The organism is Streptomyces thermocarboxydus (genome assembly GCF_024760485.1).
Lineage (GTDB): Bacteria > Actinomycetota > Actinomycetes > Streptomycetales > Streptomycetaceae > Streptomyces > Streptomyces cellulosae.
Genome location: NZ_CP058273.1, coordinates 3,925,189 through 3,947,945 on the forward strand (window position 1 = coordinate 3,925,189; position 22,757 = coordinate 3,947,945).

A 22,757-nucleotide genomic window follows, 5' to 3' on the forward strand; every position below is an offset into this window, starting at 1 on the left:
CGCCCACAGCGCGACGACGGGCCGCACGCGCTGGCGTGCGGCCCGTCGTCACGACGCGTGGCGCGGGGGCTCAGTGGCCGCCCTGCTCCTTGAAGCGCTTGTAGGACTGCTCGATCTCGGCCTCGGCCTCGACCCGGCCCACCCAGTTGGCACCCTCGACCGACTTGCCCGGCTCCAGGTCCTTGTAGACCTCGAAGAAGTGCTGGATCTCCAGACGGTCGAACTCCGACACGTGGTGGATGTCCCGCAGGTGCTCCACACGCGGGTCCGTCGACGGGACGCACAGCAGCTTGTCGTCGCCGCCGGCCTCGTCGGTCATGCGGAACATGCCGACGGCGCGGCAGCGGATGAGGCAGCCCGGGAACGTCGGCTCGTCCAGGATGACCAGCGCGTCCAGCGGGTCGCCGTCCTCGCCGAGGGTGTTCTCGACGAAGCCGTAGTCGGTCGGGTAGGCGGTCGAGGTGAAGAGCCGACGGTCCAGGCGGATCCGACCCGTCTCGTGGTCCACCTCGTACTTGTTCCGCGAACCCTTCGGGATCTCGATCGTGACGTCGAACTCCACCGGACGCTCCTCCATGATCAGCACATCGTTCTGGTGGTTAAGTGTCCCTCACGCAGGTGTGTGATCGCGAAAGGGGCTGGTGGTCGTGCCAGAGCTGAGGCCTTGGCGGGCCGCGGGACCGCACGTCGTGCGGATCGCGGACGCCGTACGACCGCGTCTGGCGAGGGTCGCCGCGGCCACCGGGCCGTGGTTCACCAGGAGGCGCCCGCCGGGATCGCCGCAGGCCCCACGGATCGCGAGGCCCGCAACCGGGTGGTACACCGCGACCGCCGCCACCGCCGGTCTGGCGCTGGCCGCGGGAGTGGCGACCGCCGCCGGCCCCTGGGACTCCACGGGTCAGCGTACGGCCGAGCGGCACCGGGCCGTGGCCCTGGACGCCTCGCGTGGCACAGATCACGACGGCTCCCGGGCGCGCGCCGGAACCCCGCCGCGCGGACCGCAGGAGGCGCCGCCCGCGCCGTCCGTGCTCACCGGACTGGGCGGCACCGCCACCGCCGCGCGTTCCGCGCCCGCCGGGAAGGCGCTCGCCTCCGTCCTCGACCCCCTGCTGAAGGACCCGGCGCTGGGCCGCCGCTCCGCCGCCGTGGTCGACGCCGCGACCGGCCGCCGCCTCTACGGTGCGGACCCGGGGAACGCGCTCACCCCCGCCTCCACCACGAAGATCGCCACGGCGGTCGCCGCGCTGTCCGCGCTGGGACCGGACCACCGGCTCACCACCCGTACAGTCTACGAGCCCGACACGAAAGAGGTCGTGCTGGTCGGCGGCGGCGACCCCACGCTCACCGCCCGCAAGAAGGCCAAGGGCTCCGCGAGCCTGCGCGACCTGGCCGCCCGCACCGCGGCCGCCCTCGCCAAGCGGGGCGTGCGCAAGGTGACGCTGTCGTACGACACGACCCTCTACAAGGGGGACACGGCCCACCCGATCGGGGTCAACCCGAACCTCGCCGCCGTCACCCCCCTGATGGCCGACGAGGGCCGCACCGACGACTCCTCCAGCGGACCCGTGTCGCGCGTCGCCGACCCCGCGGCGGACGCCGCCAGGACCTTCGGCGACCTGCTGAAGGAGCACGGGATCACGGCCACGCCGCCCGGCCCGTCGAAGTCGACCACGCGCGCGACCACGCTGGCGACGGTCTCCTCTCCGCCGCTCTCCTCTCTCGTCGAGCGCATGCTGACCAACAGCGACAACGACCTCGCCGAGGCGCTCGCCCGGCACACCGCGGTGGCCACCGGCAAGCCGGCGGACTTCGCGGGGGCGGGTGCGGCGGTCACCGCGCGCCTGAAGCAGCTGAAGCTGCCCGTGAAGGGGGTCGTGATCAAGGACGGCAGCGGGCTGGACCGGGGCGGCCGCCTCACCGCCGGCCTGCTGACCGCGCTGCTGGTCAAGGCGGGCGACCCCGCCCACCCGGAACTGCGCCCCGTCCTCACGGGCCTCCCCGTCGCCCACTTCACCGGCACGCTGTCCGGCCGCTACGCGGACGGAGCGGCGGGCGTGGTCCGCGCCAAGACCGGCACCCTCACGGGCGTCAACACGCTCGCGGGCACGGTCGTGGACCGCGACGGGCGCCTGCTGGCGTTCGCGTTCCTCGCGAACGACACGGTGGGGCCGGAGGCGGCCCAAACGGCCTTGGACAAGGCGGCGACGGCATTGGCGGCGTGCGGGTGCCGCCTCTAGGGGCGCGGGGAACTGCGCGAACGGGGTCCGGGGGCGGAGCCCCCGGGAACGAGAGGGCAGGACACTGGACGTCTGCGCAGTTCCCCGCGCCCCCGAGGGGCGTTGCCCGGCCGCGAGCTGTGAGGATCTGCCCGTTTCCCCACCCCTCACGTACCGTTGACACATGACGAGCATCGGTGGTGCTGCCTCATCCGGCATGGTCGACTGGAACCTCGCGGTCGCGACCGCGACCAGGCTCATGCGGCCGGGCCCAGACGTCAGCCGGGACGAGGCCCGCGCCGTCGTCGCGGAGCTCCGCCGCCACGCGCGGTCCGCGGAGGAGCACGTCCGCGGCTTCACGAACCTCGGCACGCCCGAGACCCATGACACGCCCCTCCTCGTGGTGGACCGCCCCGGCTGGGTGAAGGCCAACGTCGCCGGCTTCCGCGAACTGCTCAAGCCCCTGCTCGACAAGATGCAGGAGCGGCGCGGCACGGGCCCCGGCAACATGGTGATGGGCGCCGTCGGCGGCAAGGTCACCGGCGTGGAGCTGGGCATGCTCCTGTCGTTCCTGGCGTCCCGCGTGCTCGGCCAGTACGAGACGTTCGCCCCCGCGACCCGGGACCTCCCGGCCGGCGGGAACGGCGGCGGACGGCTGCTGCTGGTCGCCCCCAACATCGTCCACGTGGAGCGCGAACTCGACGTGGAGCCGCACGACTTCCGCCTGTGGGTGACGCTCCACGAGGAGACGCACCGCACCCAGTTCACCGCCGTGCCCTGGCTGCGGGACCACCTCGAGGGCGAGATCCAGGCGTTCCTCGCCGAGACCGACGTCGACCCGATGACCGTGCTGGAGCGGGTGCGCGAGGCCGCGCAGTCACTGGTCGGCGGGCGTCCCGAGGGCGAGGAGGGCGACGAGGGGCGCTCCCTGGTGGAGATCGTCCAGACCCCCGCCCAGCGGGAGATCCTCGGCCGGCTCACCGCCGTGATGTCGCTGCTGGAGGGCCACGCCGACTACGTCATGGACGGCGTCGGCCCCGAGGTCGTGCCGAGCGTCGCCGAGATCCGCGAGAAGTTCCAGCAGCGCCGCGCCAAGGGCGCCTCCCGCCTGGACATGGCACTGCGCAAGCTGCTCGGCCTGGACGCCAAGCTCCGCCAGTACCGCGACGGCGAGCGCTTCGTCCGCGCGGTCGTCGACGAGGTCGGCATGGAGGGCTTCAACCGGGTGTGGACGTCGCCGAACACCCTCCCCACCAAGGCGGAGATCGGCAAACCGGCGGACTGGATCGCACGGGTGCACCGCAAACCGGAGGCATAGGCACCGCGCCCCGTAGCGCGGGGCGTCCCGGCGGCGGCAGACGGACGCCCCGCCAATCACCCGTCCGAGGGACCGTGGGCCCCCGGCAGGCGTGCAATGCTCGGGGAACGGCCCGGTTCTGTCACCATCTACACACTCTGCGTGACCGACCCCCGGGCTCACCCCCCCCCGGACATCATCAGAAGGGAACCGGACATGGGTCCCCATCCTGCGGTCGCGGCGATACGCCTGGCGGTCCGCCGCGTCCTGAACGACATCCTCGCGGAACACGGCCGGACGCCCGGCCGCCTCACGCCCGACGAGCGGTCCTCCTCCCCGCTCGTGCTCGTGGCCTGCTCCGGCGGCGCCGACTCCATGGCGCTCGCCTCCGCCCTCGCCTTCGAAGCCCCCCGCGCCGGACTGCGCGCCGGCGGCGTCACCGTCGACCACGGCCTCCAGGCGGGCTCCGACCTGCGCGCCGCCGAGGTCGCCTCCCGGCTGCGCGAACTCGGCCTGGAACCCGTCGAGTCGGTCGCCGTCACGGTCGGCCGCGGCGGAGGCCCCGAGGCAGCCGCCCGGGACGCCCGCTACGCCGCCCTCGACGCCGCCGCCGAGCGCCACCGCGCCGCCGCCGTCCTGCTCGGCCACACCCGCGACGACCAGGCCGAGACCGTGCTGCTCGGCCTCGCCCGCGGCTCCGGCATCCGTTCCCTCTCCGGCATGGCCGCGGTCTCGGGGGCCGACGGCCGTTACCGGCGCCCCTTCCTCCAGCTCGACCGGCAGACCGCCCGCACGGCCTGCATGGTCCAGTCCCTGCCCGTCTGGGACGACCCGCACAACACCGACCCCGCCTACACCCGCTCCCGGCTGCGCCACGAGGGCCTGCCCGCCCTGGAGAAGGCCCTCGGCAAGGGCGTCGTCGAGGCCCTCGCCCGTACGGCCCAGCTCTCCCGCGACGACGCCGACGCCCTCGACGCCTGGGCCGGGAAGGCCGCGGCCGGCGTCCGCGACGACGACGGCCGCCTGGAGTGCGCCGCGCTGCACGACCTGCCGCCCGCCGTGCGCCGCCGTGTGCTGCGCCGGGCCGCCATCGAGGCCGGCGCACCGGCCGGTTCGCTGTTCGCCCGCCACATCGAGGAGGTCGACCGGCTGGTCACCGGCTGGCGCGGTCAGGGGGCCATCAATCTCCCCGGCCGGGTCGTCGCCCGCCGGCAGGGTGGCAGACTGGTGATTCGGCAGGGCTGAATCCGGACCCCACCGACCGAGAAGTCGCGGGGCGGACCGGACCGGCCGGTGGGACGACCGAAAGTGATGCGGGTGGACGCGAACGACATGGGTGCCGACCTCGAGAAGGTGCTCATCACCAAGGAAGACATCGACGCCAAGCTGGCGGAGCTGGCCTCGAAGATCGACGCGGAGTACGCGGGCAAGGACCTGCTGATCGTCGGCGTGCTCAAGGGCGCGGTGATGGTGATGGCCGACCTCGCCCGGGCGCTGTCCACCCCCGTCACGATGGACTGGATGGCCGTGTCCTCGTACGGGGCGGGCACGCAGTCCTCGGGTGTGGTGCGGATCCTCAAGGACCTCGACACCGACATCAAGGGCCGCCACGTCCTGATCGTCGAGGACATCATCGACTCCGGCCTGACGCTGTCCTGGCTGATCTCCAACCTCGGCTCGCGCGAGCCCGCCTCCCTCAAGGTGTGCACGCTGCTGCGCAAGCCCGAGGCCGCCAAGGTCGCCATCGACGTCGAATGGGTCGGCTTCGACATCCCCAACGAGTTCGTCGTCGGCTACGGCCTGGACTACGCGGAGAAGTACCGCAACCTGCCGTTCGTCGGGACGCTCGCGCCCCACGTCTACGGCGGGTGAACCGCGGCGGCCCCGGCCGCCGTACGTGATCGGGAACCCCGGCGGGCTCCGCGGCGTTGGAGCATGCGTGGACGCCATTGCCGGCCGTCCCTCGCAGCGTCGGGGGCCCGTGCTGGGGTACCGTCCGAAGAACAGCCTTTATCAAACTCACTATGGCAGGAGGGACGGGGCGGCACCGCTCCGTATGGATGGACGTGAAGCGATACTTCCGTGGGCCGGTCATGTGGATCGTGCTGGCCGTCCTTGCCGTGGTCGTGTTGATGCAGGTCGTCGGCTCGTCCGGCGGCTACAAGACGGTGGACACGGGCCAGGTCGTCCAGGCGATCAATGAGAACAAGGTCGAGTCGGCCAAGCTGACCACCGGCGACGAGCAGACCGTCAAGGTCCAGCTCAAGGACGGCCAGAAGGTCGAGGGCAGCTCGAAGATCCAGGCGAGCTACATCGGCGACCAGGGCGTCACCATCGCCAGCACGCTGCAGGACAAGTTCCAGAACAAGCAGATCCCTGACGGCTACACGGTCTCGCCGTCGAAGCAGAACCCCTTCGTGAGCATTCTGCTGTCCCTGCTTCCCTTCGTCCTCATCGTGGTCGTCTTCCTGTTCCTGATGAATCAGATGCAGGGCGGCGGCTCCCGTGTCATGAACTTCGGGAAGTCCAAGGCGAAGCTCATCACCAAGGACACCCCGAAGACGACGTTCGCCGACGTCGCGGGCTCCGACGAGGCCGTCGAGGAACTCCACGAGATCAAGGAGTTCCTGCAGGAGCCGGCGAAGTTCCAGGCCGTCGGCGCCAAGATCCCCAAGGGCGTGCTGCTCTACGGCCCGCCCGGCACCGGCAAGACCCTGCTCGCGCGCGCCGTCGCGGGCGAGGCGGGCGTCCCGTTCTACTCGATCTCGGGTTCCGACTTCGTCGAGATGTTCGTCGGTGTCGGCGCCTCCCGTGTCCGTGACCTGTTCGAGCAGGCCAAGGCGAACGCCCCGGCGATCGTCTTCGTCGACGAGATCGACGCGGTCGGCCGCCACCGCGGCGCCGGCCTCGGCGGCGGTCACGACGAGCGCGAGCAGACGCTGAACCAGCTGCTCGTCGAGATGGACGGCTTCGACGTCAAGGGCGGCGTGATCCTCATCGCCGCGACGAACCGCCCGGACATCCTCGACCCGGCGCTGCTGCGTCCCGGCCGCTTCGACCGCCAGATCGCGGTGGACCGCCCGGACATGCAGGGCCGCCTCGAGATCCTCAAGGTGCACCAGAAGGGCAAGCCGGTCGCCCCGGACGTCGACCTCGGCGCCGTGGCCCGCCGCACGCCCGGCATGACGGGCGCCGACCTGGCCAACGTGCTGAACGAGGCCGCGCTGCTCACCGCGCGCAGCGACCAGAAGCTGATCGACAACAAGATGCTCGACGAGGCGATCGACCGCGTCGTCGCGGGCCCGCAGAAGCGGACCCGGATCATGTCCGACAAGGAGAAGAAGATCACCGCGTACCACGAGGGCGGACACGCCCTGGTCGCGGCGGCCTCACCGAACTCCGACCCGGTCCACAAGATCACCATCCTGTCGAGAGGCCGCGCCCTCGGCTACACCATGGTCCTGCCGGACGAGGACAGGTACTCCACCACGCGCAACGAGATGCTGGACCAGCTGGCGTACATGCTGGGCGGCCGCGCGGCGGAGGAGCTCGTCTTCCACGACCCGACCACCGGTGCCGCCAACGACATCGAGAAGGCCACGGGACTGGCCCGCGCGATGGTCACGCAGTACGGCATGACCGAGCGGCTCGGCGCCATCAAGTTCGGCGGCGACAACACCGAGCCCTTCCTCGGCCGTGAGATGGCTCACCAGCGCGACTACTCGGAAGAGGTCGCCGCGCTGGTCGACGAAGAGGTCAAGAAGCTCATCGAGAACGCGCACAACGAGGCGTGGGAGATCCTCGTCGAGAACCGCGACGTCCTCGACAACCTGGTCCTGGCCCTCCTGGAGAAGGAGACGCTGGGCAAGGAGGAGATCGCCGAGATCTTCGCGCCGATCGTGAAGCGCCCGCCCAGGCCCGCCTGGACCGGCTCCTCGCGCCGTACGCCGTCGACCCGCCCGCCGGTGCTCTCCCCCAAGGAGCTCGCGCTGACGAACGGGGCGAACGGCGCCACGCCGGCCATCTCCACCACGAAGGCCGCCACGACGGAGCCCGCCCCGCAGCCGGAGCGGACCCCGGAGGAGCGCCCCGAGAGCTGACATGAGGCTCCCGGCGCCCCACCGGGCCCGGAATGGATGCCGCGTCCCCCTGGTTCTAGCCTGGGGGACGCGGCATTTTGCGTAACCCGCAGTTCGAGACGCGTGTGCGGCACGCGTGCAGGCACAGGAACGAGGCATCCATGACCGACCCCGTGACGCTGGACGGCATAGCCCCCATCGGCGAGTTCGATGAGAAGCGGGCCCGCAACGCCGTGCGCGAGCTGCTGATCGCGGTGGGCGAGGACCCGGACCGTGAGGGCCTGCAGGAGACTCCGGCGCGAGTGGCGCGTGCTTACCGGGAGATCTTCGCGGGGCTGTGGCAGAAGCCCGAGGACGTGCTGACAACGACGTTCGACCTCGGCCACGACGAGATGGTGCTGGTCAAGGACATCGAGGTGTACTCGACCTGTGAGCACCACCTGGTGCCGTTCCGGGGCGTGGCACACGTCGGGTACATCCCGTCGACCAGCGGGAAGATCACCGGCCTGTCCAAGCTGGCCCGCCTGGTGGACGTCTACGCCCGGCGCCCGCAGGTGCAGGAACGACTCACCACGCAGATCGCCGACTCCCTGATGGACATCCTGGAGCCGCGCGGGGTCATCGTGGTCGTGGAGTGCGAGCACATGTGCATGTCGATGCGGGGCATCCGCAAGCCCGGCGCCAAGACGATCACCTCGGCGGTGCGAGGACAGCTGCGGGACGCGGCGACCCGCAACGAGGCGATGAGCCTGATCATGGCGCGCTGAGCCGGAACGAAGACGAGGAAGGGGCACGGTCCGAGCGGACCGTGCCCCTTCTCGTTTCTGTGCGGCCTCTAGCTCGCCGGGGCCGTGCCCGGGTGGTCGTCGTCCTCGTCGTCCGGGAGCTTGCAGACGTGCTCCAGGAACTTGGCGGCCGCTATCACGCCGATGCCGGCCACCACGGAGAAGCCGGCGTAGATGGCCTGGTCGCGGCGGGCGGGGATGTCGAGGGAGCCGAGCAGCACCACGAACGTGCCGCCGTAGAGGCCGGCGACGAGGGCCGCCACCAGGGCGCTGGCCTGTCCGAAGACGACCGCGCGGGCGGCCTGCAGCGGGTCGACGCCCTTGGCGTCCGGCCGGCGCTCGCGCTGGGCCTTGAGGCGGGCGCGCAGGGAGAGCGCGGTCGCCGCGAGGACCGTGGCGATCAGGGCGAGGACGATGGGCGCGGCCACGGGCACGCTCGGGAGGGTCCCCAGCGAGTTCCACAGGCGGGCGCCGGCCCAGGACAGGACTCCGGCGACGACGAAGACGCCGGCCAGCACCCTGATGCGCAGCTCTTTCACGGTGTCCCTTCGCGTTCCCCCGGCCGGCGGCCCGGGGCTGTGGCCGTCCTCGACCTTAACGGCTACTCGGGCAGCCGGAGTTCCAGGTCGGCGCGCGGCGTGACGCCGTCCCGGGTGACCGCGTCCAGCAGCTCCGCCACCGGGCCGCGTCCGGGGAGCTCGGCGGCCGGGTCGACGTCCAGCCAGGGGGCGAGGACGAAGGCGCGCTCGTGGGCGCGCGGGTGCGGCAGGGTGAGGTTCGGGTCGTCGGAATGGAGGTCGGCGTAGGCGACGATGTCGACGTCCAGGGTGCGCGGGCCCCAGCGCTCGTCCCGTACGCGGTCGAAGGCCTCCTCGACCGCGTGGGCGCGCTCCAGCAGGGAGGACGGCGGCAGGGTCGTCTTCAGTACGACGACCGCGTTGAAGTAGGACGGCTGGCTGCCGGGCTCGACGCCCCACGGCTCCGTCTCGTACACGGGCGAGACCGCCTTGACCCGGATGCCGGGGGTGTCCTCCAGGGCGTCCACGGCGCCCTGGAGGGTCTCCAGGCGGTTGCCCAGGTTGGCGCCGAGGGACACCACGGCCCGCTTCGGGTTCTGGAGCGTGGTGTCGGCGGCGTCCACCTGCTCGACCACGGAGGCGGGGACGGGCTGGACGGTCGGGTCGGTGTGGCCCGTCGTGGACGGCCTGGTCATGCGCGGCTCCGGGTGATGGTGACGGTCACGTCGTCGAAGGGCACGGTGATCGGCGCGTCCGGCTTGTGGACGCGCACCTCGACCTCCTGGACGACGTCGTGCTTCAGGCAGACCTGGGCGATGCGCTCGGCGAGGGTCTCGATGAGGTTGACGGGCTCGCCCTCGACGACGGCCACCACCTCCTCCGCCACGATGCCGTAGTGCACGGTCTTCGTCAGGTCGTCGTCGGCGGCGGCCGGGCGGGTGTCCAGGCCCAGGACGAGGTCCACGAGGAAGGTCTGGCCCTCCTCGCGTTCCTTCGGGAACACACCGTGGTGCCCGCGGGCCTTGAGGCCGCTCAGCGCGACACGATCCACGCGAATCACTCCTGCTGTCGTCGGTCCGGCCGGTCGGTGCCCTGTGCGGACGGCACACCGGTCCGCCTTCGAATCTACCCGCGGTGGGCGCCTGCCCCGGCGGTCCGGGGTGGCGGGGTGAGTTCCGCCACGTGCGGATCAGGGCGGGGTCGGGGTGTCGTCGTCCTCGTCGTCGTCCTCCTCGGCGAGGACCGGGGAGGCGTGGTGGGACCAGAGCTTCCAGCCGGACGGGGTGCGCCGGTACACGTTGGTGGCGACGACGAGCTGCCCGACCAGCGGCCCCAGCTCCTCGCCCTCCGCCGGGGCGGGACCGCCGCTGAGGATGTTCTCCGTGCAGGTCACCACGGCCGTGTCCCCGGTGACGGACACGTGCACGTCGGTGAGGAAGAACTGGATGTAGTCGGTGTTCGCCATGATCAGCGCGTACGAGCGGAGCACCTCGCCGCGTCCGGTGAGCACCGGCCAGCCGGGGTGCACGCAGGAGACGACGCCCGCGTCGGCGGGGTCGTGGTACTCCTCGTCGACGCCGAGGTCGGCAGGGGTGAGCCAGGCCGACGCGACCTCCTCGAAGTCACCCCGCTCCAGTGCCTCGTAGAAGGCGGTGTTGGCGGCCTCGACCTGCTCGACGTCGGTGTGGGGTGCGGTCACCGGGCTCCTTCCGCACCGTGCTCGGGGGCTGTGGGGTCGTCGGGGCGCGCGTCCTGTATCGCGCGGACCACCCGGACGGCGTCGGCGCTGGCCCGGACCTCGTGCACACGCACCGCCCAGGCGCCCGCCTGGGCGGACAGGGCGGAGACGGCGGCGGTGGCCGCGTCGCGCTCGCGGGCGGGCGGGGGCGGGGCGTCGGGGCCTGCCAGCACCCGGCCGAGGAACCGCTTGCGGGACGCGGCGACGAGCAGGGGGTGGCCGAGGCCCAGCAGGCGGTCGAGGCGGGCGAGCAGCGCGAGGTCGTGGTCGGCGTCCTTGGAGAAGCCGAGGCCGGGGTCGACGATCACGCGGTCGGGGGCGATGCCGCCCTCCAGGACGGTCTCCACGCGCGCGTGGAGCTCGTCGGCGACCTCGGTGACCACGTCGTCGTACACACCCCGGACGTTGCCGCCCTCCAGGTAGCCGCGCCAGTGCATGACGACGAACGGGGCGCCCGCGGCGGCGACGACGCCGATCATCGCGGGGTCGGCGAGGCCGCCGCTGACGTCGTTGACCAGGGCGGCTCCGGCCGCGAGTGACTGCTCGGCGACGGAGGCGCGCATGGTGTCGACGGAGACGGTGACGCCCTCCGCCGCGAGGCCCCGGACCACCGGGATGACGCGCCTGAGCTCCTCGGCCACGTCGACGCGGGTGGCGCCGGGGCGGGTGGACTCGCCGCCGACGTCCACCAGGTCCGCGCCCTGCGCGACCAGGTCCAGGCCGTGCTTGACGGCCGTGGTGGTGTCGAACCAGCGTCCGCCGTCGGAGAAGGAGTCGGGGGTGACGTTCACGACCCCCATGACCGCGCACCGGTCCCAGTGGGGGAGGCCCGCGACCTGACGGCGTCCGCTTCGAGTGCTCATACGTTCAGCGTAGGCCCAGGGAGGTGGCGTGGTGCCGCACGGGCCCGGCGCGCGGGAAACGCCGTCGGCCGACATTGGCGGCGCCTTTCGGGCCGTATTGCCGTGAGGGGGACGCGCGGAAGATCGGGGAGAGCGGGAAAGGCGCGGAAACGGGGTGCCGGCGGGGCGGGGAGAAGCGGATCGGAAGGGGCGGGGAGGAAGGGCGCCGGCGGCGTATTCGGAGGACGGAAGAGGTCCGGCACGCGCCGTCGGGAGGGGCGTCCGGGGCGGCAGCACGGGGCGTACGGCGGGGGGACGGAGGAAGGGGCCAACCGGAATGCGGCGGGGGCGAGTTGTGCGCCGACGCGAGCCCATTACGGATCTTGACCAAAATTCAACGACCCGCTTTTCACGCGCGTCTCCGTTCGCTGACGGTCTGTGAAAGGTCGCGAGTGGCTTTCTTTTTGCGGGGCGGGGCACCATCATTCGCCTACGCGCGGTAAGTTTCTGGCCATGCCACGTGGACGTCACCGTCATTCCCCGCCTCTGCACAGGATGCTGCCCCCGTCGGCGATCGCAGGCGTCTCCGTCGTCTGCGCCCTGGGGCCCTGGGTGTTCACACAACCGGTGGTGCTCCGGCTCCTGGCCGCGGCCGCCGCGGCCACGGCGATCGTGGGCGCCGTCGTGATGCGTCACTGGGACGCCCAGGCGGGCAAACGCGTCGCCGATCTCACGCGCGCGCGGGCGAGCGACGAGTGGCGTTTCGAGGAGCGGGTCGCCGAACTCGAGTCGGACCTCGAGGAGTCGCGTGAGCTGCGCATGAAGCTGGAGCAGCGGCTGCGCGCCAAGCGCGCGGAGCTGGCGGGGCTGCGCAACGAGCACGCGGCGCTGCTGCGCCGGTACGCGGCGGCCGAGGCGGAGCGCGCCAACGTCCTCGAGGAGCGCCGGGTCCTGGAGATCGAGGCGGCCGTCCCGGCCCGCGCCCTGCCCGCCGGCGCGCCCGCGGCGCCCGAGCCGGAGCCCGAGCCGGAACCGGCGGTCTCCGAGGCGACGGCGGACGTGGAGCGGGCGCAGGACGCCGAACCCGAGGAGCAGCAGGACGAGAAGGCCACCGGCGTCTTCTCCCCGGAGGGTTCGAAGCTGTACCTGAAGGCCGACGCGGCGCTGGCGCGGCTCGCGGCGGAGCGGGAGGCGGAGACCGAGGCCGGGCCGGAGAGCGAGACGCAGGCCGAAGCGGAGCCCGAGGCCGAGACGGACGCCGACGCGCCGGAGGAGACGGCCGCGCGGCCCTCCGTGCCGGCCGCGCGCAAGGAGACCGCCCCCGGAGCGGCGAAGGCGGCGGACGCCCCCGAGCCCATCGCCGCGAAGACCCCCAAGGGCGGCAACACCCCCGAGGACGACGGGCCCGAGCCGACGAAGCGGCGCAGGCCCGAACCGGCGCAGGAGGACGAGGCCGGGGGGCAGCCCCGGGCGGCCGGCGACCATGAGCGCGCGGCCGCCCCCACCGCACCGGCTGCCTCCGCCGCCCCGGCCGTGCGGCAGCGCGCCGGGCACTTCACGGTGCCGACCGCGGTGGCGGTCGTCCCGCCGACGCAGCCCGTACGGAGGCCGGTGCAGGACGACGGGTTCGACTTCTTCGGCACCAAGAACGCCCGGCGCGAGGCCCTGGACGCCGTGCAGAACGAGGACCTCGCCGACGTCGTCGGCCAGGAGGCGCTCGCGCTGCACAAGGCGGAGGCCGAGGCGCGGTACAAGCCGGCCGCCGAGGAGCCGCGCGCCGGTCAGGTCATCGACCTGACGGCCCACGACGAGACCGAGCACATCGACGTCCAGGGACTGCGCAGCGCGGTCTCCTGACCCACGTGGACACGGAGAAGGGGCCCAGGCGGGGCCCCTTCTCCGTGCGCGGACGCCGGTCACGCCATCCAGCGGTCCGGCAGCGCGTCCCTGCGCCCCGTGCGGGACCGTTCCGCCTGCGCGCGCAGCAGGGCGGCGGCCTCCCCGGCGGGGCGCAGCCGGGCGGTCACGGTGGCGTTGGCGCCGGTGTCCACATGGACGTCGGCGACCCCGTGCGCCCGCTGCCAGGGCCCCTGGGCGAGCCGTACGCTCTGCACCTTCGCGTGCGGCACCAGCGAGAGGCTGCGCCGCAGCAGCCCGCGCCGGGAGGCGAACACCGCGTCCGTGACGGCGAGCCCATGGCCCCGCCACCACACCGGCACGCACCACCGCGCGCCGCGCGGCGGGCGGGAGAACGCCTCGGGCGGGGGCACGGTCACCACCCCGGGCAGGACACGCGCGACGACCGACTCGGCCATCGCGCGCGGGGCCACCGGGAGCAGCAGGGAGTTGGACGACCCGGCCACGTCCAGCTCGACGCGCACCCAGCCGCGCCGCCGCCACAGCAGCGGCTCGACCAGCCGTACGGTCTGCACCCGGCCGGGCGGCACCGTCTCGTGCGCCCGGTCCAGCAGCCCGTGGTCGATGCGCAGTCCGTCGGGCGACTCGCCCAGTGTCCAGTCGTACTCGGCGACGAAGCGGCCCACGCTGCTCGCGCCCGCCGCGCCGAGCATCGGGATGCCGGCCGCGAGCACCGTCCACAGGCTGTGGGTGGCCGTCCACAGCAGCGGCAGGGCGACGGCGGCGACGAGCAGCCAGCCCCACGTGGCCCCGGTCAGCAGCAGTGAGACGGCCAGCACGCCCGGCGGCACCCGCAGCATCTGCTGGGAGGGCGCCTCGCCCACCTCGTGGGCGGTCTCCGGGGCGAAGCCCGCCGCCCGGGCCAGCAGTTCCGCCCGCAGCGCCCGCGCCTCGCCGGCCCCGAGGAAGGCCAGTTCGTCCTTCTTGTCGGCGCCTATGACGTCGAGTTTCAGCTTCGCCACGCCCGCGACCCGGGCCAGCAGCGGCTGGGTGACGTCGATGGCCTGGATCCGCTCGAGACGGATGTGCGCGGTGCGCCGGAACAGCAGCCCGGTGCGCACCCGCAGCTCGCTGTCGGTCACCGCGAAGTGGGTGAACCACCAGCTCAGGAAGCCGTAGAGGGCGGCGGCCGGGATGAGCACGGCGAGCCCCAGCAGCAGCGTGGTCGTGGTCAGCCGGGTGAGCTGGCGCTGCGCGCCGTCGGGGTCGTGCACCGCCCAGCCCATCAGCACGGCCACCGGGGCCCACGCCCGCCGCAGCGGTGTGACGGGGTGCAGCCGCCGCTCGATCACGGGCGGCCGGCCGGTCACGTCCTCCTGGACGCCGGGCGCGGTCACAGTCCCGCCGACCGGGCCTCGCCCAGCTCGGTGAGCCGGTCGCGCAGCCGCTCCGCCTCGGCCGGGTCGAGCCCGGGGATGGTCGCGTCGGTGGCCGCCGCGGCGGTGTGCAGCTGCACGCTGGCCAGCCCGAAGTGCCGTTCGACGGGCCCCGAGGTGACCTCCACGAGCTGCATCCGCCCGTACGGCACGACCGTCTCCTCGTGCCAGAGCACACCGCGGCTGATCAGCAGGTCGTCGGCGCGCTCGGCGTACCGCCAGGAGCGCCAGTTGCGCTCCAGCATCACCCAGCCCCACAGCAGCAGCGCCGGCGGCAGCACGGCGAGGGCGCCCCAGGCGGGCCCGATCAGCAGGCCCGGGACCAGCGCGGTGGCCAGGGTCAGCAGCCCCAGCCACACCACCAGCAGCAGCCGCCGCATCGTCAGCAGCCCGGGCGGCAGCGCGCGCCACACCGGCTCCACGCCGCCGTCCGGCGCCGGTGCCTCCGCCGGCGAGGGCGTCCCCTGCGCGTCGTCCGCCGTCCCCGCGTCGTGCGGGCTCCCCGTCTCCATGGAGCCAGCGTACGTAGGACAGACTGTGTGCATGACTCCTACGACGGAGACCATGGTCGGAATCGGCGGCGCGGCGGAGAGCACCGACATGGTGCTCAACATCGGCCCGCAGCACCCGTCCACGCACGGCGTGCTGCGGCTGAAGCTGGTGCTGGACGGCGAGCGGATCGTCCACGCGGAACCCGTGATCGGCTACATGCACCGGGGCGCGGAGAAGCTGTTCGAGGCCCGCGACTACCGGCAGATCATCATGCTGGCCAACCGGCACGACTGGCTGTCGGCGTTCTCCAACGAGCTGGGCGTGGTCCTCGCCGTGGAGCGGATGCTCGGCATGGAGGTCCCCGAGCGCGCGGTGTGGCTGCGCACGCTGCTCGCCGAGCTGAACCGGGTGCTCAACCACCTGATGTTCCTCGGCTCCTATCCGCTGGAGCTCGGCGGCATCACGCCGATCTTCTACGCCTTCACCGAGCGCGAGAAGCTTCAGCACGTCATGGAGGAGGTCTCCGGCGGGCGCATGCACTACATGTTCAACCGCGTCGGCGGCCTCAAGGAGGACCTCCCAGCCGGCTGGACGGGACGCGCGCGTGCCGCGGTCGCCGAGGTGCGCTCACGCATGGACCGCTTCGACGACCTGGTGCTCGGCAACGAGATCTTCCGCGGCCGCACCCGGGGCGTCGGCGCGCTGTCGGCGGAGGCCGTGCACGCGTATGGGGTGAGCGGGCCGATCGGGCGCGCCTCCGGCGTCGACTTCGATCTGCGCCGCGACGAGCCGTACCTGGCCTACGGCGAGCTGGGTGACGTCCTGAAGGTGGTCACCCGTGAGGAGGGCGACTGCCTCGCCCGCTTCGAGTGCCTGCTGGAGCAGACGCACAACTCCCTGGACCTCGCCGACGCCTGCCTCGACCGGCTGGCGGAGCTGCCGCCGGGTCCGGTCAACCAGCGGCTTCCGAAGGTCCTCAAGGCGCCCGAGGGGCACACGTACGCGTGGACCGAGAACCCGCTCGGCATCAACGGCTACTACCTGGTCAGCAAGGGCGAGAAGACCCCGTACCGGCTGAAGCTGCGGTCGGCGTCGTACAACAACATCCAGGCGCTCACCGAGCTGCTGCCGGGCACGCTGGTCGCGGACATGGTGGCGATCCTGGGGTCGATGTTCTTCGTCGTCGGCGACATCGACAAGTAACGCTCAGCCGGTGAACACGTCCCCGACGCCCACCGGCTGCACCAGCCATCCGAAGTCGCCGAGGCCGCCCGGCGCGGTCAGCTCGGCGGCCTCCCCGGCGGCGGCGAGGGCGCGGACGTAGCCGGCCGGGTCGCTGCTCGCCTGCGACAGGGGCGGACGCCCGCCCGTGACGCCCAGGGCGCGCAGGGCGTCCCGCTGGGCCAGCAGGCGTGCGCCCGGCAGCGCGGGGGCGGCGGCGCACGCGTCCAACGCGACATGCGCCGTGAGGTCGCGGGAGCCGTCCGGCACGGGGGCCGTCTCCCGGCCTTCCCGGAACGCGGTCAGCGTCCCGAACGGGGGGCGCGCCGCGGCGGTGTGCGCGTAGTCCACGGCGACGGCGGCGCCGCGCGCGACCGTGCCGACGGCCGCCGTCCACGCGCGGTCCCGGGGGAGCCCGATCTCCGCGCGCAGGCCCTCCTCGGGCGGCAGCGGCCACCACCGGTCCAGCCATTCCGCGTCCGCCCCGGCGACCGGCTCCCCGAGCCGCTCGGCGCCGTCCGCGCGCACCAGCACGTACCGGGGGGTGCCGGAGGCATCCGTCCCGGCGACGTCCACCGGCACGTTGTCCAGCCACTCGTTGGCGAACAGCAGCCCCGTGATCCCCTCGGGCGGCTCGTCGCGCCACTCGATCCGGTCGTCCAGTTCCGGGGGGCGCGCGGCGAGCTCGACGGCGTACGGATGCACGCGCGACGACACGTCCGCGGGGAGCGCCCCCAGCACGCCGGTGACCAGTTCGCCCCGTCCGGCCGCCATGTCCACGAAGTCCAGCACGGGCGGCCGGCCCAGCGCCTCGTCGACCCGGCACAGCAGCCGGGCCACGGCGCGCGCGTACAGCGGGGAGGCGTGCACGGACGTGCGGAAGTGGGCGGCCGGGCCCGCTCCGGGGCGGCGGTAGAAGCCCTCCGGGCCGTACAGGGCCTCTTGCGCCGCCTCCCGCCAGCCGCGGAAACCGTCCTCCGCCGTCCCCGTCGTGTCCGCCGTCACCGCTGTTCCGTGTCCGTCGTCGCCGTGCTCACCGGGCCAGGCTACGTGCGTGATCCGGACGGGCCTCCACCTTGCGGAGTACACGTCGAGGACGGGGATCGACCTACCGGTTGACCCCTGCACGCATTTCGCTTCCCTACGCTGGGTTACGTGCAGCGCCTCTATGACTTCCTCCGCAGGCACCCGACGTGGGTCGACGGCTTCTGGGCCGTGATCCTCTTCGGGATCTCGGTGCTCGGCGGAGCGACCGCGGAGGAGGGGCGGGGCACCGACCAGCCGGCCCTCACCGTGCCGGTGATGTTCCTGCTGTCCGTGGTGGTGGCGCTGCGCCGCAGGATGCCGGAGCGGATGCTGCTCCTCGCCCTGGTCGTGGGTTTCGGCCAGCTGATCCTCGACGTGCCCACGGGGCCCGCCGACTTCGCACTGCTGGTGATCGTCTACACGGTCGCGGCCGTCGGCGCCCGCTGGGCCTCCCGTGTCGCGCTGACCGCCGGTCTGTGCGCCGCCCCGCTCGCGCAGCTGCGCTGGCCCAACCCGCAGGCAGGCACGGTTGAGAACGTCGCCCTGTCGGTCATCCTGGCCGTGCCGTTCGCCCTGGCCTGGGTGCTCGGCGACTCCATACGCACCCGCCGCGCCTACTTCGCGCAGCTGGAGGAGCGGGCCGCCCGGCTGGAGAAGGAGCGCGAGGCGCAGGCCAAGGTCGCGGTCGCCGCCGAACGCGCCCGTATAGCCCGCGAGCTGCACGACGTGGTCGCGCACAACGTGTCGGTCATGGTGGTGCAGGCCGACGGCGCCGCCTACGTCCTCGACGCGGCGCCCGACCAGGCCAAGAAGGCCCTGGAGACCATCTCCAGCACCGGCCGCCAGGCCCTCGCCGAGATGCGCCGCCTGCTGGGCGTGCTGCGCACCGGCGAGCACCAGGAGGCGGGGGAGTACGTGCCCCAGCCGGGCCTCCAGCAGATCGAGGACCTCGTCGAGCAGTGCCGGGAGTCCGGACTGCCCGTGGACTTCAGGGTCGAGGGCACCTCGCGCGAACTGCCCCGGGGCGTCGAGCTGACCGCCTACCGGATCGTGCAGGAGGCGCTGACCAACACCCGCAAGCACGGCGGCCCCAACGCGGGCGCCAGCGTGCGCCTGGTCTACTTCGACGACGGCCTCGGCCTGCTGGTGGAGGACGACGGCAAGGGCGCCCCGCACGAGCTGTACGAGGAGGGCGGCTTCGACGGCCAGGGACACGGCCTGATCGGCATGCGCGAGCGGGTCGGCATGGTCGGCGGCACCCTGGACGCCGGACCGCGGCCGGGCGGAGGATTCCGCATCAGCGCCCTGCTGCCGCTCAAACCGGCGCACTGACCGCACGCCCTGTGCTGACACCTGTCACGCCCCCTGCGGCACCCGACGACACCCGACGACACCCGACGACCCCCGACGACAGAGACGACCGAACGGAAGAGGCCCCGATGACGATCCGCGTGATGCTCGTCGACGACCAGGTGCTGCTGCGCACCGGGTTCCGGATGGTGCTCGCCGCCCAGCCGGACATGGAGGTCGTCGCCGAGGCCGGCAACGGCGTCGAGGCCCTGGAGGTGCTGCGGACCACCCCCGTCGACGTGGTGCTCATGGACGTCCGCATGCCGAAGCTGGACGGCGTGGAGGCCACCCGCCGGATCTGCGCGGACACCGACCCGCCGAAGGTGCTCATCCTGACCACCTTCGACCTCGACGAGTACGCCTTCTCCGGGCTGAAGGCGGGCGCGTCCGGCTTCATGCTCAAGGACGTGCCGCCCGGCGAACTGCTCACCGCGATCCGCGCCGTGCACAGCGGCGACGCCGTGGTGGCCCCCTCCACCACCCGCCGGCTTCTCGACCGGTTCGCGCCGATGCTGCCCAGCAGCGGCACGCAGCCCGAGCACAAGGAGCTGGAGCGGCTCACCGAACGCGAGCGCGAGGTCATGGTGCTGGTCGCGCAGGGCCTGTCCAACGGGGAGATCGCGGCCCGGCTGGTGCTGTCCGAGGCGACCGTGAAGACGCACGTCGGCCGCATCCTCACCAAGCTCGGTCTGCGCGACCGGGTGCAGGTGGTCGTCCTCGCCTACGAGACGGGTCTGGTGCGGGCCGGCGGACGCGGCTGAGCGGCGCCTCGCGCCCCGGTAGGGTGCCGCGCATGCTCCTGTGGATCAACGGCCCCTTCGGGGGCGGCAAGACACAGACCGCACACGAGATACGCCGCCGCCTTCCGGGCAGCGTCGTCTGCGACCCCGAGCAGCCCGGCTTCGGTCTCCACCGCATGCTGCCGCCCGAACTGCGCGGTGACTTCCAGGACTTGAAGGCGTGGCGGCAGGGCGTCGTGGAGGTCCTCGACCTCACCCTGACCCGGCGCGAGGGCGTGGTGATCGCGCCGATGACCGTCATCGACCCCGGCTACTTCGCCGAGACGGTGGGCCGGCTGCGCGAACTGGGCCACGACGTACGGCACTTCACATTGCTCGCCGAGCGGGAGACGGTGCTGCGGCGGCTGCGGGAGCGCGGGCTCGGGCATCTGGCCGGTGGCACACTGCGACGGGAGAGCTGGGCGGTCGAGCGGCTCGACGACTGTCTGGAGCGGCTCGCGGAGCCGGAGTTCGCCGAGCATCTGTGGACCGACCACTCCACCGTGCCGAAGACGGCCGACCGGATCGCCGTGCTCGCCGGTCTCACCCTGCGCCCCAACCGAGAGGGCCGGCTGCGCACCCGGCTCCGCCAGGCGGCCGTCGGCGTCCGGCACATCCGCCTCGGCTGACGCCTCCGTCCGCCAGGACACGCCTGAGGAGCGTCACCGCAGGATGCCCTCCAGGAAGTCACTGCCGAGGCGGGCCACGACCGTCACGTCCAGCTGGTGCAGCACGTACCGGCCGCGGCGGCGGGTGGTGATCAGGCCCGCCTTCTTCAGCACTCCCAGGTGCCGGGATATCTCCGGCGCGGTCATGCCGTGCACCTGCGCCAGCTCGCTGGTGGTGTACGCGCTGCGGGCGAGATGGCGGCACATGCGCATCCGCACCGGGTGGGACAGCGCGGTCATCCGCAGTGCGAGCTGCTCGACGGACGGCGGGGCGGCCAGTTCGGGGGAGCCCACCGGGTAGTGCAGCACGGGCTGCCAGCCGTGCCGGTGCAGCACCATCAGATGCGGCCAGCCCAGGCTGGTGGGGATCAGCAGCAGCCCGCCGTCACCGGTCGCGCTGCGGCCGTCGCCCAGCTTGTCGACGGTGATCCGTCGTGCCGCCTCGTCCAGGGTCACGGCGGACGACACCGACGTCAGCGCCTCGCCCAGCCCCTTGTGCCGCAGCAGGTCCGTCTTGAGGCGGGCGTCCGCCGCGAGCTGGTGCCGCAGCCGGGACCACGCCTCCGCGAAGAACGCCTCGTCGCAGTCCTGGAGGAACTGCCGCAGCCACGCCCGGGTGCGCGGCGGGTCGGCCAGCAGCCGCTCGGTGAACAGCAGTTGCCGCGGTCCTCGCGCGGCGGCCAGCTCCAGCGAGCGGCGGCGCAGCCCCTCGTCGGAGAGCGGGCCGCGCCCCGGCACGTCGTAGGGCAGCGCGCAGGTGAACTCCAGGGCGCCGTCGACGAACTGCTCGTCCGACAGCTTGTCCAGCAGGTCCAGCTCCTCGGCGAGCGTGCCGCCGGGCAGCGCCGTACGGCCCGGAAGCCCGGCGCAGGCGAGGAACAGGTCGGAGAACGTCGTCCGCCACAGGAAGTCCGCCTCGCACATGCGGTCCGCGAGATGCGGGTCGAGGCGTGCGGTCACCCCCGTCACCCAGGCCTGGAGGCCGGGGTGGTGGGCCGGCTCGGACAGCGCGTGCAGCGCCATGCCCAGCTCGGCCAGCGGTGAGATCACGACGGCGATCCGCTCCGGCCGCAGCCCGGTGATGTCGATGTGCACGCCCATGCCCACATGGTGCACCCGGCCACCGACACCGGGTCCCCGATTGACGGCCGCCGTCAATCGGGGACCCCGGGTGAGCGTTACGCGCCGGTCAGACGGCGGGCGAAGTCCGCGGCGGCCTCGCGGACGTCGTCGGCCGTCCACTCCAGGGCGTCGGCGCGGACGTAGACCTCGGTGAAGGACAGGCCGGGCCCCTTCGGGTCCCAGTGGTTGTCGAACAGCATGCGGCCGGTCTCCTCGCCCGCCTTGATCGCGGTCTCCGCCACGAACTCCGCCTCGTACGGCAGCCACACCTGGAAGTCGTAGGTGTGCGGCACCTCGGGGTGCACCCGGAAGAAGGGCAGCCCCCCTGCTTCCAGGCCCTCCCGCAGGGCGGCGGCCACCACGCGCGCGTGGCGTACGTACTCCGGCAGCCGGGGCAGCTCCCGGTCCAGCCCGATCAGCGCGGACAACGCGGTCGGGAACTGCTGGAAGACCGCGCCCCCGTAGCGGTGCCGCCAGGTCTTCGCCTCATCGACCAGCGAGGCGGGACCGGCGAGGGCGGCGCCGCCGAAGGCGTCGAGGGACTTGTAGAAGGACACGTAGACGCTGTCCGCGAGGCCCGCGATCTCCTCCAGCGGCTTCCCGAAGTGCTCGGTGCACTCCCACAGCCGCGCCCCGTCGAAGTGGACGATCGCGTCCCGTTCCCGCGCGGCCTCCACCACCTCGGTCAGCTCGTCCCAGGTCGGCAGCACGAACCCGGCGTCCCGCAGGGGCAGTTCCAGCATCAGCGCCCCGAAGGGCTCCGGGACGTCGCGGACCTCCTCGGCGGTGGGCAGCCGCGGCTCGTTCGCGAAATGCACCGGGCGCAGGCCGCTGACCTGGCTGAACGCGTGCCGCTCGTACACCTCGGGGTGGCTGAGCGGGTGCAGCGCGACCGCCGGGTTGCCGGTGCGCCCCGCCCAGCAGCGCAGGGCCACCTGCTGCGCCATCGTGCCGGTCGGGAAGAAGGCCGCGGCCTCGGTGCCGAGCAGGTCCGCGACCCGCCGCTCCAGGGCCTCCACGACCCCGTTGCCGTAGATGTCCGCGGTCTCGTCGAGGTCGTGGACGTCGCCGGCCGCCTCCAGCAGCGCCAGCCGCTCCCTGAGCGGGGCGAGGAAGCCGAGACGCGCCATCACGCGCGGGGCGTTGCGCCAGGCCGCGATGCGTCGTTCACGCTGGGTGGGTGCGGCGGCCTCCTCCGTCGTCGGTTCCGTGCCGTCGTGGTCCGCCGTGTCGGTCATGCCCGCGATCATGCCCCGGCCGCTCGGCGGGGTCACCCCAATTGCTCACATGGGCGGGGGCGGAGACGGTCCCAGGTGTGCACAGAAACCCAC

The 22,757-nt window shown here is 73.0% G+C and carries 22 protein-coding genes; 11 read left to right on the forward strand and 11 right to left on the reverse strand.

Annotation, left to right across the window (positions count from 1 at the left end; genetic code table 11):
* Window positions 1-70 precede the first annotated feature (70 nt).
* The gene (locus tag AY578_RS18110; RefSeq protein WP_026244076.1) at window positions 71-562 is read right to left on the reverse strand and encodes an inorganic diphosphatase; all 492 of its coding nucleotides are present in this window, start codon (window positions 560-562) and stop codon (window positions 71-73) included.
* A 79-nt stretch (window positions 563-641) separates the two neighbouring features.
* On the opposite strand from AY578_RS18110, the gene dacB reads away from it, so the two are divergent.
* The 6 genes from dacB to folE all read left to right on the forward strand — a co-directional run bounded on the left by dacB (window position 642) and on the right by folE (window position 8,359).
* Complete coding sequence (gene dacB / locus AY578_RS18115) at window positions 642-2,237, forward strand: D-alanyl-D-alanine carboxypeptidase/D-alanyl-D-alanine endopeptidase (protein ID WP_258903012.1); 1,596 nt, start codon at window positions 642-644, stop codon at window positions 2,235-2,237.
* A gap of 163 nt (window positions 2,238-2,400) precedes the next feature.
* The gene (locus AY578_RS18120; protein WP_078611385.1) at window positions 2,401-3,534 is read left to right on the forward strand and encodes an Rv3626c family coenzyme F420 biosynthesis-associated protein; all 1,134 of its coding nucleotides are present in this window, start codon (window positions 2,401-2,403) and stop codon (window positions 3,532-3,534) included.
* A 195-nt stretch (window positions 3,535-3,729) separates the two neighbouring features.
* Entirely contained in the window at window positions 3,730-4,758 is a 1,029-nt protein-coding gene (gene tilS / locus AY578_RS18125) for a tRNA lysidine(34) synthetase TilS (RefSeq protein ID WP_019526535.1), read from the forward strand.
* Window positions 4,759-4,824: 66 nt separating this feature from the next.
* Window positions 4,825-5,385 carry a hypoxanthine phosphoribosyltransferase gene (gene hpt / locus AY578_RS18130; RefSeq protein WP_019526536.1) on the forward strand — a complete coding sequence of 187 codons (561 nt, stop codon included), beginning with the start codon at window positions 4,825-4,827 and terminating at the stop codon, window positions 5,383-5,385.
* A 188-nt stretch (window positions 5,386-5,573) separates the two neighbouring features.
* On the forward strand, window positions 5,574-7,613 hold the full coding sequence (gene ftsH, locus AY578_RS18135; RefSeq protein ID WP_019526537.1) for an ATP-dependent zinc metalloprotease FtsH: 2,040 nt from the start codon (window positions 5,574-5,576) through the stop codon (window positions 7,611-7,613).
* 140 nt (window positions 7,614-7,753) lie between these two features.
* Entirely contained in the window at window positions 7,754-8,359 is a 606-nt protein-coding gene (gene folE / locus AY578_RS18140; RefSeq protein WP_019526538.1) for a GTP cyclohydrolase I FolE, read from the forward strand.
* 68 nt (window positions 8,360-8,427) lie between these two features.
* Here folE and AY578_RS18145 read toward each other — a convergent pair whose 3' ends face one another.
* The 5 genes from AY578_RS18145 to folP all read right to left on the reverse strand — a co-directional run bounded on the left by AY578_RS18145 (window position 8,428) and on the right by folP (window position 11,496).
* On the reverse strand, window positions 8,428-8,916 hold the full coding sequence (locus AY578_RS18145; protein WP_019526730.1) for a DUF3180 domain-containing protein: 489 nt from the start codon (window positions 8,914-8,916) through the stop codon (window positions 8,428-8,430).
* Window positions 8,917-8,978: 62 nt separating this feature from the next.
* Window positions 8,979-9,590 (reverse strand): 2-amino-4-hydroxy-6-hydroxymethyldihydropteridine diphosphokinase, encoded by a 612-nt coding sequence (gene folK / locus AY578_RS18150; RefSeq protein WP_019526729.1) that lies wholly within the window; start codon window positions 9,588-9,590, stop codon window positions 8,979-8,981.
* Window positions 9,587-9,946, reverse strand: a complete 360-nt coding sequence (gene folB, locus AY578_RS18155) for a dihydroneopterin aldolase (protein ID WP_240801063.1) — start codon at window positions 9,944-9,946, stop codon at window positions 9,587-9,589. Before folB ends, folK begins: the two co-directional genes overlap by 4 nt.
* Window positions 9,947-10,084: 138 nt before the next feature.
* Window positions 10,085-10,594 (reverse strand): nuclear transport factor 2 family protein, encoded by a 510-nt coding sequence (locus tag AY578_RS18160; protein ID WP_019526727.1) that lies wholly within the window; start codon window positions 10,592-10,594, stop codon window positions 10,085-10,087.
* Complete coding sequence (gene folP, locus AY578_RS18165) at window positions 10,591-11,496, reverse strand: dihydropteroate synthase (protein WP_161231899.1); 906 nt, start codon at window positions 11,494-11,496, stop codon at window positions 10,591-10,593. Before folP ends, AY578_RS18160 begins: the two co-directional genes overlap by 4 nt.
* Window positions 11,497-12,030: 534 nt before the next feature.
* On the opposite strand from folP, the gene AY578_RS18170 reads away from it, so the two are divergent.
* Window positions 12,031-13,332, forward strand: a complete 1,302-nt coding sequence (locus AY578_RS18170) for a hypothetical protein (protein WP_019526725.1) — start codon at window positions 12,031-12,033, stop codon at window positions 13,330-13,332.
* 59 nt (window positions 13,333-13,391) lie between these two features.
* Here the strand turns inward: AY578_RS18170 and AY578_RS18175 are convergent, their stop codons facing one another.
* Window positions 13,392-14,729: a PH domain-containing protein gene (locus AY578_RS18175; protein WP_028959450.1), complete on the reverse strand. Its 1,338-nt coding sequence runs from the start codon at window positions 14,727-14,729 to the stop codon at window positions 13,392-13,394.
* Window positions 14,726-15,280, reverse strand: a complete 555-nt coding sequence (locus tag AY578_RS18180) for a PH domain-containing protein (RefSeq protein ID WP_258903015.1) — start codon at window positions 15,278-15,280, stop codon at window positions 14,726-14,728. Before AY578_RS18180 ends, AY578_RS18175 begins: the two co-directional genes overlap by 4 nt.
* 31 nt (window positions 15,281-15,311) lie before the next feature.
* Between AY578_RS18180 and AY578_RS18185 the strand changes: the two genes are divergently transcribed.
* A complete protein-coding gene (locus AY578_RS18185) occupies window positions 15,312-16,463 on the forward strand; it encodes an NADH-quinone oxidoreductase subunit D (RefSeq protein ID WP_037953274.1) in 1,152 nt (383 codons plus the stop codon).
* 3 nt (window positions 16,464-16,466) lie between these two features.
* Here AY578_RS18185 and AY578_RS18190 read toward each other — a convergent pair whose 3' ends face one another.
* The gene (locus AY578_RS18190) at window positions 16,467-17,486 is read right to left on the reverse strand and encodes an SAM-dependent methyltransferase (protein WP_028959448.1); all 1,020 of its coding nucleotides are present in this window, start codon (window positions 17,484-17,486) and stop codon (window positions 16,467-16,469) included.
* A 150-nt stretch (window positions 17,487-17,636) separates the two neighbouring features.
* Between AY578_RS18190 and AY578_RS18195 the strand changes: the two genes are divergently transcribed.
* From AY578_RS18195 to AY578_RS18205, 3 genes are all read left to right on the forward strand, one after another.
* Window positions 17,637-18,839 carry a sensor histidine kinase gene (locus AY578_RS18195; RefSeq protein ID WP_019526720.1) on the forward strand — a complete coding sequence of 401 codons (1,203 nt, stop codon included), beginning with the start codon at window positions 17,637-17,639 and terminating at the stop codon, window positions 18,837-18,839.
* Window positions 18,840-18,946: 107 nt separating this feature from the next.
* Window positions 18,947-19,618: a response regulator transcription factor gene (locus AY578_RS18200; protein ID WP_019526719.1), complete on the forward strand. Its 672-nt coding sequence runs from the start codon at window positions 18,947-18,949 to the stop codon at window positions 19,616-19,618.
* A gap of 32 nt (window positions 19,619-19,650) precedes the next feature.
* On the forward strand, window positions 19,651-20,265 hold the full coding sequence (locus tag AY578_RS18205) for an AAA family ATPase (RefSeq protein ID WP_019526718.1): 615 nt from the start codon (window positions 19,651-19,653) through the stop codon (window positions 20,263-20,265).
* A gap of 33 nt (window positions 20,266-20,298) precedes the next feature.
* On the opposite strand, the gene AY578_RS18210 is transcribed toward AY578_RS18205, so the two are convergent.
* Both AY578_RS18210 and AY578_RS18215 read right to left on the reverse strand, forming a co-directional pair.
* The gene (locus tag AY578_RS18210; RefSeq protein WP_019526717.1) at window positions 20,299-21,405 is read right to left on the reverse strand and encodes a DUF5937 family protein; all 1,107 of its coding nucleotides are present in this window, start codon (window positions 21,403-21,405) and stop codon (window positions 20,299-20,301) included.
* A gap of 77 nt (window positions 21,406-21,482) precedes the next feature.
* Entirely contained in the window at window positions 21,483-22,664 is a 1,182-nt protein-coding gene (locus tag AY578_RS18215; protein WP_026244108.1) for a threonine aldolase family protein, read from the reverse strand.
* Between the last annotated feature and the right edge of the window lie 93 nt (window positions 22,665-22,757).

Bases quoted from the DNA above. Each gene is read 5' to 3' on its own strand.
- folP (WP_161231899.1), bottom strand. From the start codon at position 11,496: ATGAGCACTCGAAGCGGACGCCGTCAGGTCGCGGGCCTCCCCCACTGG.
- hpt (WP_019526536.1), top strand. From the start codon at position 4,825: ATGCGGGTGGACGCGAACGACATGGGTGCCGACCTCGAGAAGGTGCTC.
- folK (WP_019526729.1), bottom strand. From the start codon at position 9,590: ATGACCAGGCCGTCCACGACGGGCCACACCGACCCGACCGTCCAGCCC.
- AY578_RS18215 (WP_026244108.1), bottom strand. From the start codon at position 22,664: ATGACCGACACGGCGGACCACGACGGCACGGAACCGACGACGGAGGAG.
- ftsH (WP_019526537.1), top strand. From the start codon at position 5,574: ATGGACGTGAAGCGATACTTCCGTGGGCCGGTCATGTGGATCGTGCTG.
- AY578_RS18185 (WP_037953274.1), top strand. From the start codon at position 15,312: ATGACTCCTACGACGGAGACCATGGTCGGAATCGGCGGCGCGGCGGAG.
- folE (WP_019526538.1), top strand. From the start codon at position 7,754: ATGACCGACCCCGTGACGCTGGACGGCATAGCCCCCATCGGCGAGTTC.
- AY578_RS18170 (WP_019526725.1), top strand. From the start codon at position 12,031: ATGCTGCCCCCGTCGGCGATCGCAGGCGTCTCCGTCGTCTGCGCCCTG.
- AY578_RS18210 (WP_019526717.1), bottom strand. From the start codon at position 21,405: ATGGGCGTGCACATCGACATCACCGGGCTGCGGCCGGAGCGGATCGCC.
- AY578_RS18205 (WP_019526718.1), top strand. From the start codon at position 19,651: ATGCTCCTGTGGATCAACGGCCCCTTCGGGGGCGGCAAGACACAGACC.
- AY578_RS18200 (WP_019526719.1), top strand. From the start codon at position 18,947: ATGACGATCCGCGTGATGCTCGTCGACGACCAGGTGCTGCTGCGCACC.
- AY578_RS18180 (WP_258903015.1), bottom strand. From the start codon at position 15,280: ATGGAGACGGGGAGCCCGCACGACGCGGGGACGGCGGACGACGCGCAG.
- AY578_RS18120 (WP_078611385.1), top strand. From the start codon at position 2,401: ATGACGAGCATCGGTGGTGCTGCCTCATCCGGCATGGTCGACTGGAAC.
- tilS (WP_019526535.1), top strand. From the start codon at position 3,730: ATGGGTCCCCATCCTGCGGTCGCGGCGATACGCCTGGCGGTCCGCCGC.